This is a genomic window from Microcoleus sp. N3A4 (assembly GCF_036701805.1).
Classification (GTDB): Bacteria; Cyanobacteriota; Cyanobacteriia; order Cyanobacteriales; family Microcoleaceae; genus Microcoleus.
On sequence record NZ_JAUBRJ010000047.1, the window covers coordinates 13,054 to 31,685 of the forward strand.

Below are 18,632 nucleotides of genomic sequence, written 5' to 3' on the forward strand. Positions count from 1 at the left end.
ATAACTAATAACTAATAACCAATAACTAATAACCAATAACTAATAACTAATAACTAATAACTAATAACCAATAACCAATAACCAATAACCAATAACCAATAAGCGTAGCAGCTTAAAGCCATCCCCGCAGACGATAAACGATTAAGCCGATGTATTCTTTCAAAGCTTTAGTTGACTGGTTTAACTGATAAGTATCCGGCAATAAATCCAGTGCGGTCGCTTGCCAATTGCTTTGGGATGCTGCGATATCCTGCTGCGTTATCTGAAAGTCTGTTGGTGCGGCAATTGCTTTTATTCCCTGACGCTGGAAAATTAAGAGCGATCGAGTCATGTGCATCGCCGATGTCACTAGCAAAACTGGCCCTTTTATAGCTTTAGCATCTAAAATTTTCCGCACGTTGACGGCATTTTGATAAGTGTTGTGTGAATCGGGGTCTTGCAGAATTGCTGATGTCGGTACACCCATTGTTTGGGCAATTTCTGCCATGTCTGCCGATTCGGGAGCCCCGCCGCCTTTCCAATCTACTCTACCGCCGCTGAGAATTAACAGGGAAGCTTTGCCTTGCTTGTAAAGTCGGGAACCGTAGATTATTCGATCGCCCGCTTCACCTAATTCTACCCAAGGACGGGGAGGTAAAGCTGCTTTGACACCGCCGCCCAAGACGATAATCGCTTCAGCTTGGGGGAGTTCGGCGGTTGGCAAGTTTTGCCATTCGAGCGATCGAACTAACGATTTTGAAACCCAACCGCTACTTCCAAGCAGTAAAATAATTAGAGCTGCAGCAATTGGCGCCGCCGCCCATTTGGGACGCTTCCAAAGTGTGATTAAAGCAGCCATCATTAACAGGCAACTCAACCCCAAAGGATAAATAAACAGCGGCAGGAGTTTCGATAGAAATACAAACATTCAATTGGGAATTTGGCATTGGGAACTTATACGATCGCGTAGCCGAAGTATTGAGTATTGGGCCGAAGGGCATTAGTGACTGTTAACTGTTAACTGTTATTAGTTAACTAATAACTAATAACTAATAACTAATAACTAATAACTAATAACTAATAACTAATAACTAATAACCAATAACTAATAACTAAAGCTAGCGACGATCCTCTGGCCCTGACAACCAGCCAAAGAATGTAGCAGCTTCACGCCTAGAGGTTTTGTTATATTTATGGCCGTCCGTTTGCACTACTTCTTTATTGAGGATAGCATCCGAAGTTTTATCCTTGGAATTTATATTCGGGTTGAGTATTAGTTCGTTGTGCCACCAAGCGACCATTAAACCTGCTGCTACGCCGCCGAGGACACCAAGGCCGAGACTCACGGGCAGCGTACATCCTACTAAGCGAAACCCAACGGTAAACAACACAAACCATATCAGCGCGGGGCTAAACCCCTTGGAGTCTCCGGTAAATTTTGGCATGGGCTGCGAGTTGTGTGTGTAATAACACTGAAAGATATTGACAATATTAGCAGACAATCAAATTGACAAGGGCGATCGAGCTGCAACTACTCCCCACAAATCAAGTTTAATTGTACCTCTAAGTCTTGCGCGGTATCTACAATGTTTACAGAAATTTGCTCTAATTCTGTAAAAGCTTCAAAAGCTGCTTGCTGCGAACTCAATAGTTCGGCTGTCGCGTCAGCAATATCGCCCCTGCGCTGTTGCAGCCGTTCTCGCAAGACTTCAATTGGTGCCGTGCAGTAAATGATTTGCAGGGGCAAGCCGTGGGATTGAGCCTGATTAATTGCATCCGTTCTCAAGTTTTGGCGATCGAACTTGGCATCTAAAATCACATCCCAACCTCCGTCAGCCAGAATTATCCCCAACTCTAACAATCTACCATAAGTCTGCGCGGTCATTTCATTCGAGTACAAATCTTGCCCGCCGCGTTCATTTAAAGGAATTCCGCCTAAATGTTTGCGAACCGCATCCGAGCGAATGTGAATTGCCCCAGTGCGGCGAGCCAAATATCGAGCCGCTGTACTCTTGCCAGAACCCGACAAACCAGACATCAAAGTTAACTTTCCCCGGCGCGGTTGTGTGTATTGCCAAGCCTGTTTATAGTAATTAGCTGCTGTCTGTGAAATCTCTGCTTTTTGGGCATTTGAAATAGCAGCATCATCCAACATTAACGAAGTTACTTTTGCTCTAACATAAGCTTGACGGCTCAAATACAGAGGCAACAGTTGCAGTCCTTCCCAATCTCCTGTTTGTTCGATGTAAGTATTGAGAAAAGCATTGCCTAAGTCTCTGCGCCCGCGCGATTCCAAATCCATTACTGTAAAAGCCACATCGTACATCACGTCAACAAAGCGAAAAGGCTCGTTAAATTCAATGCAGTCGAACAGCAATATTTTATCTTGCCACAGAGCGATGTTCCGCAAGTGCAAATCTCCGTGGCACTCGCGAATTTTATTGGTGGCAATCCGCAGGTTAAATAACTCTTGATTTTCGGCAAAAAAGGCGTCAGTATAATTTTTATTTTCCTGATATTGTGTCTGAGTCTGCGGCCCGCCGATATATTTTTGCGAAATCAGGTAATTGTTGTCTATTGCTGTCCGAATCTGACTGACTTCGCCAAATGTGCGAATGTAGCTATTACTAATTGCCGTGCTGTGAAAGTTGGCAACTTTCCGCCCTAAGTCTGCCATAATTTGCTCGGTCAACAGTCCGTGTTCCAACAAACTAAGCAATAGCGAATCTTGAGGAAACTCCCGCATTTTCAGTGCGTATTCTACAGCAACTTCAGCCGGAGTTATAGCAGGTAAATTGCTGCCAAATTGAAACGAATCCCCAATTTGAATAATTGGCAAAACTTCTAGATAAATTTCCGGTGCAGTGCGTCGGTTCATCAGCAATTCTTGGTTGCAGAAATGCTGCCTTTTCTCCAAGGTTGAATAGTCGAAAAAGCCAAAATTGACTGGTTTCTTGATTTTGTAAGTATAATCTCCTGTCAGCAAAACAAAGGAAGCATGAGTCTGAATTAGCTGCACTGGTTCTGTCACCCCGTGCGGGTAGAACCCGGGCTGCAACATTTGCTGAATCAGAGGTGGGAGATAAGTCATAGCGATTTTAGATTTTGGATTTTAGATTTTAGATTGGGGATTTTGGATTTTGAATTTTAGATTTTAAGTTGGGGACTTTAGATTGGGAGTGGGGATGTTGACTTTAATCCGATTTATTATAGAGTTGATAGTTAGTGTAAAAAAAAGCAGCGATGACAGAAAATAATCAAGAATCTGGTTCCGTGGATGTGTTTGGCGTAGGCAATGCCCTTGTAGACATCCTAGCATTGGTGGAAGATGAATTTGTACTCGGGCACGGGCTGAATCGCGGCGGGATGACGCTGATGAATTCGGAAACGCAGGGGGGGATTTTGCACGATTTAGAACACAATTCGCTGCAAATGCGATCGGGGGGTTCGGCGGCAAATACGATGATTGGTTTGGCTCAGAGCGGCGGTAAAGCGTATTATTCGGGGAAGGTTGCTAAGGATACTAACGGGGAATTTTACCGGCAAGATTTGCTGGCGGCGGGGATTGATTTTAACGTGCATCCTGCTGCTGAGTCGAACGAGCCCACTGGTACTTGTGTAGTGCTGACTACGCCGGATGCGGAACGCACGATGTGTACTAATTTGGGTGTTTCTACTACTCTGGCTGCGACTGATATTGATGTCGATCGACTGGCTCACTGCAAGTACAGTTATGTTGAGGGCTATCTTTGGGATGCTCCCGATCCGAGAAAGGCTAGCATTGAGACGATGGAACAGTCTAAGCGTCTGGGTGTGAAGGTGGCTTTTACTTTTTCGGATGGGTTTTTAGTCGATCGATTTGCTGATGATTTTCACAAGGTGGTTTCGGAATATTGCGATGTAATTTTTTGCAATGTTGATGAAGTTAGGAGCTTTTTTAAGGAGGAATCTCTGGAAGAGTGCGCTCGGAAAATGAGCGAGATTTCAGATTTGGCTTTTATCACTAATGGGGATAAAGGCTGCATGGTGGTGGAGAACAAACAGATTGTTGATGTGGCGGGATTTCCGGTAAAGGCGATCGATACTGTGGGTGCTGGAGATGCTTTTGCGGGCGGTGTTTTGTTTGGAATTGCTAACGGTTTGAGTTCTGTACAAGCGGCTCGCTGGGGCAATTTCTTGGCTTCTAGGGTGGTGCAGATTCACGGGCCTCGGCTTGAGGGTTCTCAGGCTCATCTTTTGAGTGAGGTGATTTCTGGTTAGGAATTGAAATGGGCGATCGCACTTTTTTGATAAAGGGCGATCGCACTTTTTTGAACCGATCCATTGTACAGGCGAGACGCCCGTGCCACGGTGGACATGACTCACTTCGGAAGCACAGGCGCGACGCCAGTGCCACAGTGGATGGAGATGGGAGAAGCGCGTGTTAAAATCAATCAAAGTTTAACTATAGCGGTTCTCAAGTAAGTGAGGTACGTAGTCGATGCTCTAGCCCTCTTAATTGTGCTTATGTAGTTAAGTGAGGTAAGCACCGCCATCAACTTCCATTACCAATTAATACTCATACCTCATCTACCTGAGAAAGGCTATAATTATACCTCCTATGGTAACAATAGTCTGGACAGTTTTTAAGCAGCCAGAGTACCATAAGACAAGACTGAAGGAAGATTAGGATGATTTTAAATCAAATCCGGGTCTAAATCTAACTTGTCTATAAAAGTATAAAGGTATAAAGTAGGTGTTTATTGAATTCAAGTCGTTTATAAGAAGCCATCGAAAACACAAATAATTTGGCAGGTAAATGACAACTAGAAAGCTGATATTTGGCTAATTTTCAGGCAATAAGACTAGCATTCAAATGAAAATCAAGCCGTGGGAATTTACGAGCTTGACAATCAGACAAGCCCGTAAATTGCTTGGCATCATGAAAAATAAATTCAATCTGAAAACGAGTCCGATCGTATTCAAAAATTTGTTGAAGTGGTAAGTGAATATCTGTGCTAAACAATCCAGGGTAAACGCATCTAAATTAAGTTGACAGAAAATCATATTTGTGCATGACTTTTTATTTGAAAAAACCATTCTTAAAACTCTTAAATCTGATGCAATTAACCCAGTTAAAATCGAGCTTTAAGGACTTCTAAATTCTCAAAGCTGAATCAATTTAGTTATGTAGGGTGCGTCGCTGCGGAGTCGGTTCAATGAAACTTGCTCGCTTTGCGGGTGGCGACGCACCTTACTTACTACAAGATTGTGTGTACCGCACATACATGGAATATGCTGTATATGGCTCAATTGAGGACAGGCCCTAGAAACTGTCTAGAAAGTTAGAGTCTCAAGATAAGCAATTTCAAAGGCTGAAACAACGCAAACTCGTTAAAAGTCTAGAAGCACTCTAGAAAGTGTAGGCTAAAGAGCTGTAAGCCTTGATTTATGGTTAATATGTTAATGTGTTTCAGGATCGCTCCTGATGGAAAAAACATGAAATCATTAGTTCGTTTGGGCGCAATATTGGGAATTGTCGGCAGCACTCTGCTGGGCCCCTCCCCAATTGGCAAGATGTCTGCACTGGCACTGCCGGAGCCGCAAATTTTGGAAAAATTGCGATCGGTGCCGGTATTTACGATTACAGACGCTCAGGGTGCGCCCCTGATCGCTTCTGTTCCCAAGCAGGGTCAGGGTCAAACTGGTAATGCTTCTGTGGCGGGAATTTTTATCAGCCAGAAAGATGCTCAAGCTTTTGTAGATCAACTCAAAACCAGAAATCCTCAGTTGGCGGCGTCGGTGCGCGTGATGCCGGTATCGCTGGGGGAAATTTATCAGATCACTCAAGCAAATAAAGGCAAGCCGGATGAGGTGCAGTTTGCTTTTGTTCCGGCTCCGCAGCAGGTGCAGTCGGCTAAAACTGTACTTCAGGAGACTGGTAAACAAGTTAACGAGTTCAACGGTGTACCTCTGTTTTTGGCCAGAGGCGGCGCGGAAAATGGTTATTTGACGATTCAGCGCGGTCAGCAAGAGGTGATTCCTTTGTTTTTTAACAAGGAGGAATTGCAGGGAATGGTCGAGCGTTTTAAGCAGCAGCAGCCGAACGTGACTGCCGCAATTAAGATTGAGGTGGTGAACTTGGAGAGCGTTTTGGAAGCTTTGCGTACTGAGAACGACCCGTTTTTGACTCAAATGATTTTGATTCCCTCGCGGGAGTCGCTGGAATTTGTGCGATCGCTCCAACCTGCCGGTGCTGGCCAAAATCCACAGCTTGCTCCGAATCAAACTCGACCGGCTCCAGCCTCTCCGGCTCCAGCTCCGAGTCAACCTCGACCGGCTCGCTAATAGTTAGTCAGCAGTCATCAGTCATTAGTTATCAGTCATTAATTAGTAGGTTGGGTTTCTCGACTCAGCCTACTATTTACTAATTACTAATTACCAGTTAGCAATTAACAATTACCCCTTCCAAAAAAGTCTTATGTTTGTTTCTGGTTTAGAGCTTTGGCAGTGGATGAATCAAGCTAAAACCGAGGCGATCGATTATGACATTCCGTTAGCAGAACTCGACTGGCTGCTGCAAGAGCTGGCAGGTTTAGATAGGTTGGCTCTGCGTTTGGAGTCGTTTAAAGATTTGCCAAAAATTGAATTAAAGTTGTCTTTATCTGAACTTGCTCAATTGTGGCAGAGGCGCTTGCAGGAACGGGTGCCGGTGCAGTATTTAACGGGAGTTGCACATTGGCGGCATTTTTCGCTTAAAGTAACTCCGGCGGTACTAATTCCGCGTCCTGAAACCGAATTGCTGATCGATTTGGCTGTAGAAGCTGTTAAAAGCTATTGTGTTAATCCAAAATCGCATTGGGTGGATTTGGGGACGGGCAGCGGGGCGATCGCGATCGGCTTAGCTTGTGCGTTGACAAATGCTAGGGTTTATGCAGTAGATTGCAGTTCGGAAGCTTTGGCAGTTGCTCGACTGAATGCTGAGAATTTGGGTTTTGGATCGCGAGTTAATTTTTATCAAGGTTTGTGGTGGGAACCGCTAACATTTCTCAAAGGTCAAGTCAGCGGCATGGTGTCTAACCCGCCTTACATTCCCAGCAGCACGGTGCTGACTCTGCAACCGGAAGTTTTGAAGCACGAACCTCATCTGGCTTTAGACGGCGGTTTTGACGGGTTAGAGTGCATCCGGCATTTGGTCGAAACGGCTCCCGATTATTTAGAATCGGGGGGAGTTTGGTTGGTTGAGATGATGGCGGGACAGGCTGAGGCGGTAGCTGATATGCTGAAAAGTCACGGGAGTTATGGCAAAGTTCAGATATTTTCTGATTTAGCAGGAGTCGATCGGTTTGCTTTAGCCTACCGTCTTTAGATTTCAAGAATACGCCGCAAATCTCAAATCTAAAATATCAAATGGCATGACACAAGTTTCGATAAATGCCTTAGTTCAAGGGGCAATTTCTGGCAATCGTATCATCAGTTTTCCTACAGATACTGTACCCGCTTTGGCTGCGCGGCCCGATCGAGCCGAGTTGATTTTTGCAGCTAAACGGCGCAGCCAAGACAAACCGCTAATTTTGATGGCAGCATCGGCGGAGGCTTTGTGGCCTTACGTGCAGGGGAGTCCAACAGAGTTAAAATTGTGGCAGCAAGTGGCCGAATCCTATTGGCCGGGGGCGTTAACTTTGGTGCTGCCGGCTTCGGCAAAAGTCCCGGCGGCCGTGAATTCGATCGATCGGACTACAATCGGGGTACGAGTTCCTAACTTTCCCCTTGCCCTCAAAATTCTACAGCAGACAGGCCCTTTGGCTACTACCAGTGCTAATTTATCCGGCCAGCCGCCTCTGGAGTCGGTGGCAGAAATTGAGGCGGAGTTTGCGGAAGTCTTGACATTAGTTCCTTCTGAATTAGCAACAGCGACAACAGCTTCGAGTTTGCCTTCAACTGTGGCTAAATGGACTGGCAGCGAGTGGGAAATCTTGCGACAAGGCGCGATCGAGTTAGAATGCTAAAAGCTAAACTCCAAGGCAAATCAATATGGCGCCGATCGGCTGGAGCGACTTGATATATTTAGGTATGGGACTGGGGCTGGGTTTGGGAAGCAGTTTGATTTGGCGCCTGCGGCAAAAAAGCTCGCAACCGCCCGAACCTGCGCCCAAAGTGCCGCCCCCTGTTCAAGAAATTCACTTAGAGGAGTTTGATGCCCTTTCCGAGCAACTTAAGCAAACTCAATTGGCTTATCAGATGGCATCGGAGATGAGTCAATTTAAGGCTGGTTTTTTGGCTCGAACTTCTCACGAGTTGCGATCGCCCCTGAGCAGTATGATTGGTACGCTGCAATTAATTCTGTCGGATTTGTGCGACGATCCTGCTGAGGAACGAGAGTTTGTCGAGCAAGCTCACCTAGCCGCACTCAAGCTAGTGAAATTGATAGATGAAATTATCTTTGTTGCTAAAACAGAACACGGCACTGAAACGATGGATATTGAGCCGATTCAGTTAGCTAAGGTTTTTGATGAAGTTGATGATTTAACTTACTTGCAAGCTGCTAATCGCAGCATTCGTTTGGAGATATTGCCACCCGATCCCGGAATTTATGTATTGGCAGATTGGCCGAGGTTTAGGCAAGTTTTAGTCAATTTGGTAGATACTGCTGTTGCTCAGATGGAGGAGGGGAGTATTTCTGTTTCGGCACATTCTTCGCCGGAATCTGGATACGTTCACATTTGGGTGGACGATCAGCGTTCAGTGAGTGCTTGGAGTGAGTCTTGGGATTTGCTGAAGCACGATTTGGAGTCTGATGCTACTAAGAGCAGCGATAATTCTAAGGTGTCTTCTGGAATGAGGTTATTAATGAATCAGACTCTTTTAAGTTTGATGAACGGAAAATTGGAGGTTTTGGCCGTGCTTTCTGACTCCGAAGAGTGCAATTTTAACCGAACTCAGTGTTCTATTCCTTTGGCAACTTTGTGATCGAGAAAGTTCGGCACCGGACTTTGTAACGGATTAATATCAATTCCGGTTGCACGAGTAACCGAGGACACGGAAATGCCGTTTCCCTACCCCAAAATAATCATAGCACGGGCGAGGACTCTCTTGCCATCATGCTCGCAAGAGATGTAACTATCGCTCTATTAATTGTAGGAAAACGGCACGGCGCCGTGTCCTGATTGTGGGTAATTGATAGGTAGTAAGGTGCGCCGAAGAGCACCCTACATATTGATTTTGGTGCAAATCTTGTGCTTGTTTAACAATTAGCAGTTAGCAATTCGCCGTTGCTAATTTCTAATTCGAGATTCTCTTCTAGAAGCTGATTTTCAAGTACCATTGTGGTGCTAGCGTTTTGCTGAAAACCGATGCGCTCGTAGAAGCTTTGTTTGTAAGTTGTCATCAGGTAAACTCGCTCTACTCGGCACATCCGAGGGTGACTCAAGACGGTTTGCACTAATTTGCGGCCGAGTCCTGCACCTTGATAATCCGGGTGAATGGCGACATCCCAGATGGTGGCTCGATAGATGCCGTCTGAGGTGGCTCTGGCAAAGCCGATCGCCCGTGAGCCGTCCCAAACTGTAACAACTGGTTCGCTGTTGGCGATCGCTATTTCCCAATCTTCTATCTTGCGTTCCCTCGCCCAAAAGGCGGCGGCTTTAAATAGTTCTTGGATCTGTGCGATGTCGGCGCGATCGCGACCTATACAAAATTGAATGTGACTGGAATCCCTAGTCGTTGATGTCATGCTCTGCGGTGCCTTCAAGTTGTATCTAAAGTGTGTTACTTTTACTGTCTTACTGGGTATAGTTGATTTTGCTTGGGAACAATCAATGATTGAATTCCCGATTTACAAAACTATTTTTATTCATACATATTCTCTAACTAATTTCGGTAATTATTAATACTTTTTGGTCAATTTTGAAAAAAAAAATTGACTCAAAATTCCCAACTTATAACTCATATCCAATCCGGTAGCATCGGAATTATGTAGTGCGAGCGTCCTCGCTCGCTGCGCGGATCGCGAGCGTCTCGCTCGCAACCTATGCCGCGAGCGAGACGCTCGCACTCGCAACTATGCCGCGAGCGAGACGCTCGCACTCGTAAAAAACGCTTTTTACCAAATTGGGATGCTCCCTATGGGTTTAGAGTTTGCCTACAGAGAAACCGGGTTTTTTGTCGAACATACTTCGTTAAAGCTGAGATGTTGCACCATTGTCAAGAACAGGCTTTCCGGCCTGTGAAGCGAGAAAATTTATCTCTCGCTTCACAGGCCGGAAAGCCTGTTCCTAAACAAGTAATTGAGAATGGTGCAAAATGTCAGTTACAGCCCAGAAACCGGGTTTTTATCGTTTCGGTGGTCTACAACGGGTCTTTTGATAAAAAAACCCGGTTTCTCAACAATCGTGCGTCAGTCCTAGAAAATAGAATGGCTCAGTTTTGCAGCCAGCGGGCGGCGTCTTTGGCGTGATAAGTCAAAATCAAATCGGTACCAGCACGCTTGAATCCTGTCAATGTTTCCATCACTACTCTTTCTTCATCTATCCAACCGTTGAGGGCGGCGGCTTTCACCATCGCATATTCTCCAGAAACGTTGTAAGCAGCAACTGGCAAGTTAGTTGCTTCCTTCACGCGCCAGATGATGTCCATGTAAGCTAAAGCGGGTTTAACCATGAGCATATCTGCGCCTTCGGCAATGTCGAGAGCAATTTCTTTAAGAGCTTCGCGGCCGTTTCCCGGGTCCATTTGATAGGTGCGCCGATCGCCAAATTGCGGAGCAGAATCGGCCGCATCCCGGAACGGGCCATAATAAGCTGAGGCGTATTTTGCCGCGTAAGACATGATGGGAATATCTTCAAATCCAGCACTGTCCAATCCTTCGCGAATTGCTCCGACAAAACCGTCCATCATTCCCGAAGGTGCGATAATATCTGCACCGGCTTTAGCTTGAGCAACTGCGGTTTTCTTCAGCAATTCTAGTGTCGGATCGTTCAAGACGCGGCCGCTTAAATCTCCGACTTCCAAATAGCCGCAGTGACCGTGACTGGTATATTCGCACAGACAAGTATCGACCATGACGATTAAATCCGGTACGGCTTTTTTAACTGCTTCGGTCGCTTTTTGGACGATGCCGCAGTCGTGCCAAGCACCTGTAGCGTCTGTGTCTTTATCTGCGGGAATGCCGAATAAAATAATAGCGGGAATGCCGAGGTCGTAAACTTCTTTTGCTTCTTCTACTATTTTGTCTACCGATAGCTGGTAAACTCCCGGCATCGATGTGACTTCTTTAGCAAAAGCTTCCCCCGGTACGGCAAATAGAGGGTAAATTAAATCGCTGGTTGTCAAGATATTTTCGCGTACCATCCGGCGGAGTTGGGGATGGTTGCGGAGGCGGCGGGGGCGGTGAGTTGGAAACATAATGTTTTTTTTACGGTAGATAAAGCCCTGTTTTCTAGGACTCGCGGCGTTTCTTTAAAAGTCTAAAGCTTATTGTTGGCCGATCGCCCTGTACTTAAGTAAAGTTCTGTGAAAGTCGGGATGTCTGTTGTTTGCAGTCAGGAAAAAGAGTCCTTGTTTGGTTCCCAGACTGATCCCTAACGGTGCTGGGATCGGTTGGTACGGATATCTCGCTGGCTTCATACCTGCAACCGGGCTGCCCAGAAGCGAGGATAGACTGTAAATTATAAATGTATCGAATAGTAACGGTCTTATGTACAAGCAACTAATTTCAAAGATCAAACCGCTTTTGAAATCACTATTTGCGATCGGTCTGGTACTGACGCTAGCCCTCGGTAACGCTGACGGAGCTCTGGCGGCCCGCAGCGGAGGACGCATTGGCGGCGGCTCTTTTAGAGCTCCGGCGCGCAGTTACTCATCGCCTAGTCGCACTTACGCGCCCTCGGGAGGGGGTTACTACCCCGGCGGCTATGGTGGCGGCTTTGGCGGCGGCTTCGGTTTCCCCTTCTTGCTGCCGTTTTTTGGCTTTGGAGGCGGGTTTGGCGGCCTGTTCTCGATTTTGATTTTTATTTCGATCGCTAATTTCCTCGTCCAAAGCTTCCGCCGCGCCGGGGGCGGAACTGACGAACTCGGCAACAGCACCTCCACTACCACCGTATCTGTCGCCCGCTTGCAAGTCGGTTTGCTAGCAGAGGCCCGCGGTTTGCAAGCCGAACTCGACTCCTTAGCGCTAAAAGCGGATACCGACACAGCGGCGGGTCGCGCTCAAGTGCTGCAAGAATCTACTCTGGCGCTGCTGCGGCATCCTGAATACTGGGTTTACGCGGGCGCTGAATCTGTGCAAACTCGCTTGGAAGCAGCCGAAGCTAAGTTTAATCAATTTTCTTTGGCAGAACGCAGTAAATTTACTGAAGAAACGCTCTCGAATTATAACAACCAGCTCCGGCAAGCAGGGAGCAGCAATATCCTGCCAGGTTTGCAGGAAAATGGGGCGCTGGTTGCTTCTGATTTGAATTCAGAGCCCGGGGAATTTATTGTAGTGACGGTGATTGTCGGTACTGAAGGTAAACTGCAATTGCCAGCAGTGAAAAACTCTGAAGATTTGCGCCAAGCTTTGCGCCAGATTGGCGGAGTATCGAGCGAGCAGTTGCTGGCGGTTGAGGTGCTGTGGACTCCTCAAGCCAACGGGGACACTCTGACTGCTGACGATATGTTGGCGGGCTATCCTGATTTGCGATCGATTTAGCGAGCAAGACTGGGCGCGGAGCATTGTCTGCCGCGCCCGAGCCCGTACCAAAGCTGTGCGGGCGAACCCGATGATTTTTGAGACGGGCATTTCACAGGATTTTGTCGAGGTCGATCGAGTAAAAAAAGATTGTTCAACAAATGCTAGTATTGAGAGATTATTATTCAGTCTGATTCACCTGCTATTGGCAAGGTCTGCCCTAGAAGCGTTTTGCGAATAAGTTAGGCAAGATAAAAAACTGTATTTAGCGAGGACTGACTGCTTCGGAAGAAGCTGTAACCGCGCGCCCTCTAAATTTTATATAAATAAGAAGCGATCGGGAGCTAAACTTATGGCCGACAGCAGCAGAAAAAAAGCACTTTTCATTTTGAGCCAGTTAAATAACGATGATATCGACTGGATCGTCCAAAAAGGCAAAAAGGAAGTTCTCGCTCCGGGCGCCATTTTGATCCATGAAGGGAGACAGATCGATGCGCTATACATCGTTTTGAATGGGAGTTTGAGCGTTTTGATCGAAGCGGATCAGACTAAAGAACTCGCTAAAATAGCCAGCGGAGAACTGGTGGGAGAAGTTTCTTTCATTGACGCTCGCCCTCCTTTGGCCACAGTGAAGGCCGTCGAAGAAACTCACTTGCTGGCAATTTCCAGGCGGCAGTTAGTAATCAAACTTCAACAAGATATGGGCTTTGCTTCCCGGTTTTATTATGGAATTTCTCTGTGTCTGGCAGACAGGATGCGCGGTACGATCAGACATATAGAATACGGTCGCAATATAGAGTTGGATAAACCCGAATTTGAACGGGAGGATGTGAATCCTAGCGTCTTGGAAAATTTGGCGCTAGCTCAGGCTAAGTTTAATTGGCTGAGGGAAAATGTTAGGGCTTGAGCAGTTTTAAGGGTTTTTTAAGTTGGGTGTGAAAACTTGCCAATTGATAGGGTAATTGATGGATGTAAACTATCAACTCAAAAAACAGCAGTCGAAAGCAAAAGAGGAGGGGGTTTTACCAGAAAGATCGATTAAGAACTGCCGGAACTATAAAACCCCCTCCTTTGCAGTTGCAACCTCGCGCGCCCAAATGCAACTACCAACCACACAATCTAGATAATTCCCGGCCCTTTACCGCGGGTGTCTTCTTCCGCTGTCAGTTTTCCTTCCTCGCCTTTTTTATCTTTGACTTCTGCGAGAATTCGAGCGCGTTCTTGGGCTTCGGCTTCCTCTTTTTCTCTCAAATCGCCCGGTTCGTTGACGTACATTTCGGGTTCGATCGCGTAATTGTTAACCAGACCTTCTTTGTCTACTGTATAACCATCTGTAGTGTTAATGCTTTCGTCATCGGTTTGGTCGTCGGTTTTTGTACCTTTCTGCTTCCCTTCGGTGGTTGCGTGCATGAAGTTAGAGCCTTCGCGTTCTTGCCGCGCTGCTGTCTCAGCAGGAGTAATGCCCCTGTCGTAGTGGGGGGCTTCCATATTAGCTTCGATTTGTTCGTCTGACGGTGTTGATTTGCTAATTTCTTCGTCGGGCGGTGTTGGTTGGCGATTAGTCATGATTTATTCCTGAGTTATCTTTTCAAAAAGATGTTTGGCTTATGTTTAAATATTAAGCCCAAGCTAGCTCATTCACAAACTATCTTTGGTTATAGTTTTCGAGAACTTGCTTTTATAGCAGATGTTGAAGGAAGCAGGAAGAAGGAAGAAGGTTTTATTTATCTAGGAGAAAAGGAAGAAGCAATCTTCTGCAAGGGTTTCAGGAATTAAGAACGTGCTAACCGTCAGGGCGGTTGCTATATGAAAAATACATTTATTGAGTCTTCCTCAAGACTGATAAAATTCTATCTTCATTGCAGGTTTCACAGTCTGCAAGTCTTTGACATCTATCTAAAGCTAGGGAATTGGGAATTGGGCATCGGGCATCGGGCATTGGTAACTAATGACAACAGTCAACAGACAACAGTCAACTGTCAACAGTCAACTGTCAACAGTCAACTGTCAACTGACTTTATGCTTCTTTATAGAAGCGGATGATTTCGCGGACGTGGTTGAGAAATTGTCCGTCATCGGTGAGTTGGGCGATCGCACTTTCTGCATCTCTTCTGAGTTTAGTGTGTTCTGCCTGATTTGTCGCTTGCAAAGATTGTAGAGATGCGGATAAATTAGTTAATTGTATTTTGATGGCCTGTTGCTCCCGATTTTGGACAGCTACCCACGAATTCGGATTGTCTGAACTTAATTGATCGGTCAAATCTCTAACTGTAGATTCTAATTCTGCAAAGCGGCTGCGGAGTTCGACAATATCTTCGCGGGGGTGCAAAAATTGGCGGCGGATACTTGTCAGCCGCTGGGCTAAATACTGATAACCTCGGATAGCTGGACGCAGTACAGTTAAAAGCAGTGCAGCACCGGAACTGAGATAGCCAATAGCACTAATTCCGGCGGCGGCTAGGGCGTAAAGTGCGATCGCGCTAAACAGGTGAAGTGCGATCGCCACAAAGAGCGATCGGCTAACTAATACAGTAACGTATTTGAGTTGTTCGGGATCTACAGCAATGTTTTTTTTAGTAGATTCTGCGGCTTGCGCTAAAACTTCTTTAGCTTCAAAATGGATATTCCAAGGAACTGTAACTATCAGCAACAACCATTCAAAAATAGCAATGGCAATTACCCAATCAATAAAACTGCCGGCGGAGACGTGCAGCCATTGCAGGATGGCAAAAACTAACAATAAAAATAGACCAGTGCCCGCACCGAAACCCGCAAAAGTGTAATACATAGCGATCGCCTTGGTGGAATGTTGTTTTGATTGTGGGTAGGTTGTTTAGGTATTGAGTAATAAACTGTGACAGTTAAGTAATCGTCCTATAAATCCTGGTTCGTTAGTGATTTGTAACAGCGTGGGGCCAGGGTTGCCAGAAAGCAGTTTTTTTCACACAAATACTTGCTCTACCTGCATCGTGGAATGTTGTTTTGATTGTGGGTAGGTTGTTTAGGTGTGTAGGAATAACTTGTGACAGTTAAGAAATCGTCATATTAAACCCCGTTTATTAGTAATTAGGATCGCGAATTAAATAACTTACAATTTTAATTGTTATGGTGGGATGGGCGTCCCGCCCGTCCAAAAAAGGGCGGGCTATAAGAGCCCACCCACAAACTTGTGTAAGTTATTTAATTCTCATTCCTTAGTAATACTCCGGGACACAATGGTTTCCAAACCCCTGGTTTGTTTGAGAAAAATACACGGGCTTTAACCCATCAATCATAGTTAAATGAAACGGTTTGTTCGTGAGGACTGGGTAAGTCCTCAATAATTAGTCATTAACGATTAGCGATCGCGATTAAGTCACATTCTCCTCAACTCATACCATTTCATATTTAAGATTTAAGATGTGAGATTTGAGATAGGAAATGACTGATTGTGTCTGGGTTTGTAGCTTATATACACTTGCATTTTTTTGAACTGGTACCGCTCGTAGCGTTACCCTCGGGGAGGAACACAGCACTCTCAAAACGCTCCCCTCTGTCCACTTTTCTTTTGCAGAGCTGCTAAATCACCTGTGGCTGAGATACACTGATTGGAAGGTCGATCGCGTGTTTTGCAAGTAGCCTCTCTAGTAACGGAGACACTGCTAATGCAACCAGTCATCACCCACAGCAAAATAGGTGCCACAATTAACTCTACCGTCTTCAATTTCCATTAACTGCGCGTCTACAATCTCAAATAAAAAGTCAGCAGGAAGGACAAACCGATGGCGAACTCAACTCTTGGCCTAGAAAATCAACTTTACGATTATCTGTTATCTATTTCTCTGCGGGAGCCAGATATTCTCGCTTCACTGCGGGAAGAAACAGGTAAGCATCCTATGGGTATGATGCAGATAGCTCCCGAACAAGGTCAGTTTATGGAGATGCTGGTGCAGCTTATGGGAGCGACAAAAACCTTAGAAATAGGCGTTTTTACTGGTTATAGCTCGCTGTGCGTAGCTTTAGCGCTGCCTTCAAACGGTCAGATTATTGCTTGCGATGTCAGCGAGGAATATACTGCGATCGCGCGACGTTATTGGGAAGCTGCAGGTGTCGCCAACAAAATTTCTTTGCAGTTAGGCCCAGCAATAAATACTCTCGATAAACTAATAGCCGAGGGACAAGCAGGAACCTTTGATTTTGCCTTCATCGACGCCGATAAAGAAAATTATGAGGCTTATTTTGAGCGATCGCTGCAACTTGTACGCAATGGCGGTTTAATTGTAATTGACAACGTTCTGTGGTCTGGACGAGTTGCCGATCCTGAAGTACAAGACGAAAGTACCCTCGCCCTTCGTACTTTCAACGACAAGTTACGCAACGATCCGAGAGTTACTCTCAGTGTTGTCCCGATTGCTGACGGACTGACTTTGGCATTGAAACGTCGCTGGGCTACTATGATGGAACCCGAACAGAATAATTAAAGAGTTATTTGCGGTTTGTGGTTCATTTTTAAATTGCCACAAACTGCTAATTATTCAAGAATATACCAGTCAATCGATTTTAGATTTTAGATTTTAGATTTTAGATTTTAGAATCGACCCCACGGATGAATCCGGGGGCGAACACAAGATGATTCGGAGCTTTTTTTCTCCCTCCACGGATGAATCCTCTGGCCCCGGATCTAATTACTTTCGGTCAGTTTTATATATAGAGTAAGGTACGCATTGCGGATCGTGTAAACTCAAAAGTATAGAGTAAGGTGTGCAATATACACCCTACAGAATGATTTATTTTTTAGTTAATCAGAGGCGCAAATGCTGGGTTCAAATTTACAGGTAAAATTACCGATTCACGAAACTTTTCAGTGTACTGTTCAAGGCGAAGGTTACTGGACGGGGACTTTAGTAGATTTTATTAGATTGGCCGGTTGCCCTGTGCGGTGTCCTTGGTGCGACACGGGTTACGCAAATGGGGGCCAAGGTTTGCCGTCTGTGCCGCAGTCGATCGCACAATTGCTAGCTCAATTGCAGTCTCCGAGAGTGGTAATTACTGGCGGCGAACCTTTCATTCACCAGAATTTGCCTGAGTTAGTTGAAGCTTTGTTAGAAGCTGACAAGCAGGTGAGTATTGAAACTTCCGGCGCTTGCTGGCTGGATGTTTCCCCGCAGGCTTGGATTACTCTTTCTCCTAAAGAACACGTCAATTCTAAATATCCAGTGCAAGAGTTTTTATGGACTAGAGCTAATGAGATTAAGTTGGTGGTTAGCACTGGCGAAGAAGTGGATTTTTATCACAAGCATTTGGCAAGTAATGTGAATATTCCGGTTTTCTTGCAACCTGAATGGAACTCGCAAAAATCAGCAATTCCCATTATCTTGGAATTGCTAAAACAAAATCCTAGTTACAGGCTATCTTTGCAAACTCACAAGTTTATTGGCGTGCAATAATTGGCGGCCGGGGTTTTGATAGGTCGAGCGACCTGAAAGTGTAAGTTTTTATCAATAAAGCAGGCTGCTTTAGTTGTGTGAGTAAATCTTATATCTGCTAAAATTAAAGCACCAATTTATTATATGATGAAAGCAATGCAAGCAGCTACTGAAAATCAAATGGGAAAAGTTACAACAACCTTAGTAATTACGAATCGGCTGGATGAAGGGAAAGCCGAAGATGGTCTGATTCCGATCGAGCAAGTCAGCTCTGTCACTCTAGAAAATGTTTTAGTGGATACGGGCGCGACAACTTTGTGTTTGCCTAAAGATGTCATCGCCCGACTGGGTTTGAAAATCCTCAAGCAAGTGGTTGTGGAAACAGGCACTGGCATTAGTGAAGCGAGGATTTTTCAAGATGCTTCAATTTCTCTGTGCGGGCGCGAAGGGACTTTTGACTGTGTGGAATTACCAGAAGGGAAAACTGCGCTTTTGGGCAAGCTTCCGATGGAAGCGCTGGGAATTGAAATAGATTTGAAAAATCAAATATTGAAGGTTTTGCCCGACGGGCAGACGGAAACTTATTTGACGATTCTTTGATA

The 18,632-nt window shown here is 45.5% G+C and carries 17 protein-coding genes; 10 read left to right on the forward strand and 7 right to left on the reverse strand.

From position 1 onward, the window contains the following. Positions 1-112: 112 nt before the first annotated feature. The 3 genes from QUA56_RS23760 to QUA56_RS23770 form a co-directional block, all read right to left on the reverse strand. The gene (locus QUA56_RS23760) at positions 113-907 is read right to left on the reverse strand and encodes a YdcF family protein (protein WP_333362447.1); all 795 of its coding nucleotides are present in this window, start codon (positions 905-907) and stop codon (positions 113-115) included. A 190-nt stretch (positions 908-1,097) separates the two neighbouring features. Continuing rightward, positions 1,098-1,424, reverse strand: a complete 327-nt coding sequence (locus tag QUA56_RS23765) for a hypothetical protein (RefSeq protein ID WP_333362451.1) — start codon at positions 1,422-1,424, stop codon at positions 1,098-1,100. Between the two features lie 86 nt (positions 1,425-1,510). Beyond that, positions 1,511-3,070: an AAA family ATPase gene (locus QUA56_RS23770; RefSeq protein ID WP_333362453.1), complete on the reverse strand. Its 1,560-nt coding sequence runs from the start codon at positions 3,068-3,070 to the stop codon at positions 1,511-1,513. Positions 3,071-3,222: 152 nt separating this feature from the next. Between QUA56_RS23770 and QUA56_RS23775 the strand changes: the two genes are divergently transcribed. The 5 genes from QUA56_RS23775 to QUA56_RS23795 all read left to right on the forward strand — a co-directional run bounded on the left by QUA56_RS23775 (position 3,223) and on the right by QUA56_RS23795 (position 8,928). Further along, positions 3,223-4,239: an adenosine kinase gene (locus QUA56_RS23775; protein ID WP_333362456.1), complete on the forward strand. Its 1,017-nt coding sequence runs from the start codon at positions 3,223-3,225 to the stop codon at positions 4,237-4,239. Positions 4,240-5,457: 1,218 nt separating this feature from the next. Continuing rightward, positions 5,458-6,306, forward strand: coding sequence for a Tic22 family protein (locus QUA56_RS23780; RefSeq protein WP_333362459.1), 849 nt, complete (start codon positions 5,458-5,460; stop codon positions 6,304-6,306). A 133-nt stretch (positions 6,307-6,439) separates the two neighbouring features. Beyond that, the gene (gene prmC / locus QUA56_RS23785) at positions 6,440-7,327 is read left to right on the forward strand and encodes a peptide chain release factor N(5)-glutamine methyltransferase (RefSeq protein ID WP_333362462.1); all 888 of its coding nucleotides are present in this window, start codon (positions 6,440-6,442) and stop codon (positions 7,325-7,327) included. Between the two features lie 46 nt (positions 7,328-7,373). Next, positions 7,374-7,967 carry an L-threonylcarbamoyladenylate synthase gene (locus tag QUA56_RS23790; RefSeq protein ID WP_333362466.1) on the forward strand — a complete coding sequence of 198 codons (594 nt, stop codon included), beginning with the start codon at positions 7,374-7,376 and terminating at the stop codon, positions 7,965-7,967. A 25-nt stretch (positions 7,968-7,992) separates the two neighbouring features. Beyond that, positions 7,993-8,928, forward strand: a complete 936-nt coding sequence (locus QUA56_RS23795; protein ID WP_333362469.1) for a HAMP domain-containing sensor histidine kinase — start codon at positions 7,993-7,995, stop codon at positions 8,926-8,928. A gap of 274 nt (positions 8,929-9,202) precedes the next feature. Here QUA56_RS23795 and QUA56_RS23800 read toward each other — a convergent pair whose 3' ends face one another. Further along, the gene (locus QUA56_RS23800) at positions 9,203-9,691 is read right to left on the reverse strand and encodes a GNAT family N-acetyltransferase (protein ID WP_190656314.1); all 489 of its coding nucleotides are present in this window, start codon (positions 9,689-9,691) and stop codon (positions 9,203-9,205) included. A gap of 686 nt (positions 9,692-10,377) precedes the next feature. After that, on the reverse strand, positions 10,378-11,361 hold the full coding sequence (gene hemB, locus QUA56_RS23805) for a porphobilinogen synthase (RefSeq protein WP_332983878.1): 984 nt from the start codon (positions 11,359-11,361) through the stop codon (positions 10,378-10,380). A 292-nt stretch (positions 11,362-11,653) separates the two neighbouring features. Between hemB and QUA56_RS23810 the strand changes: the two genes are divergently transcribed. Then, positions 11,654-12,646 (forward strand): DUF1517 domain-containing protein, encoded by a 993-nt coding sequence (locus QUA56_RS23810; protein WP_333362471.1) that lies wholly within the window; start codon positions 11,654-11,656, stop codon positions 12,644-12,646. A 331-nt stretch (positions 12,647-12,977) separates the two neighbouring features. After that, a complete protein-coding gene (locus tag QUA56_RS23815; RefSeq protein WP_333362474.1) occupies positions 12,978-13,532 on the forward strand; it encodes a cyclic nucleotide-binding domain-containing protein in 555 nt (184 codons plus the stop codon). 212 nt (positions 13,533-13,744) lie between these two features. Here QUA56_RS23815 and QUA56_RS23820 read toward each other — a convergent pair whose 3' ends face one another. Next, positions 13,745-14,191, reverse strand: a complete 447-nt coding sequence (locus QUA56_RS23820; protein ID WP_333362477.1) for a hypothetical protein — start codon at positions 14,189-14,191, stop codon at positions 13,745-13,747. Between the two features lie 451 nt (positions 14,192-14,642). Further along, positions 14,643-15,413: a hypothetical protein gene (locus tag QUA56_RS23825; RefSeq protein WP_333362480.1), complete on the reverse strand. Its 771-nt coding sequence runs from the start codon at positions 15,411-15,413 to the stop codon at positions 14,643-14,645. Between the two features lie 973 nt (positions 15,414-16,386). Here QUA56_RS23825 and QUA56_RS23830 point away from each other — a divergent pair. From QUA56_RS23830 to QUA56_RS23840, 3 genes are all read left to right on the forward strand, one after another. Continuing rightward, positions 16,387-17,085 carry a class I SAM-dependent methyltransferase gene (locus tag QUA56_RS23830; protein ID WP_333362483.1) on the forward strand — a complete coding sequence of 233 codons (699 nt, stop codon included), beginning with the start codon at positions 16,387-16,389 and terminating at the stop codon, positions 17,083-17,085. Positions 17,086-17,418: 333 nt separating this feature from the next. Then, complete coding sequence (locus QUA56_RS23835; RefSeq protein WP_333362485.1) at positions 17,419-18,051, forward strand: 7-carboxy-7-deazaguanine synthase QueE; 633 nt, start codon at positions 17,419-17,421, stop codon at positions 18,049-18,051. A gap of 123 nt (positions 18,052-18,174) precedes the next feature. Beyond that, positions 18,175-18,630, forward strand: a complete 456-nt coding sequence (locus tag QUA56_RS23840; protein WP_445242945.1) for a retroviral-like aspartic protease family protein — start codon at positions 18,175-18,177, stop codon at positions 18,628-18,630. The last annotated feature ends 2 nt before the right edge of the window (positions 18,631-18,632 follow it).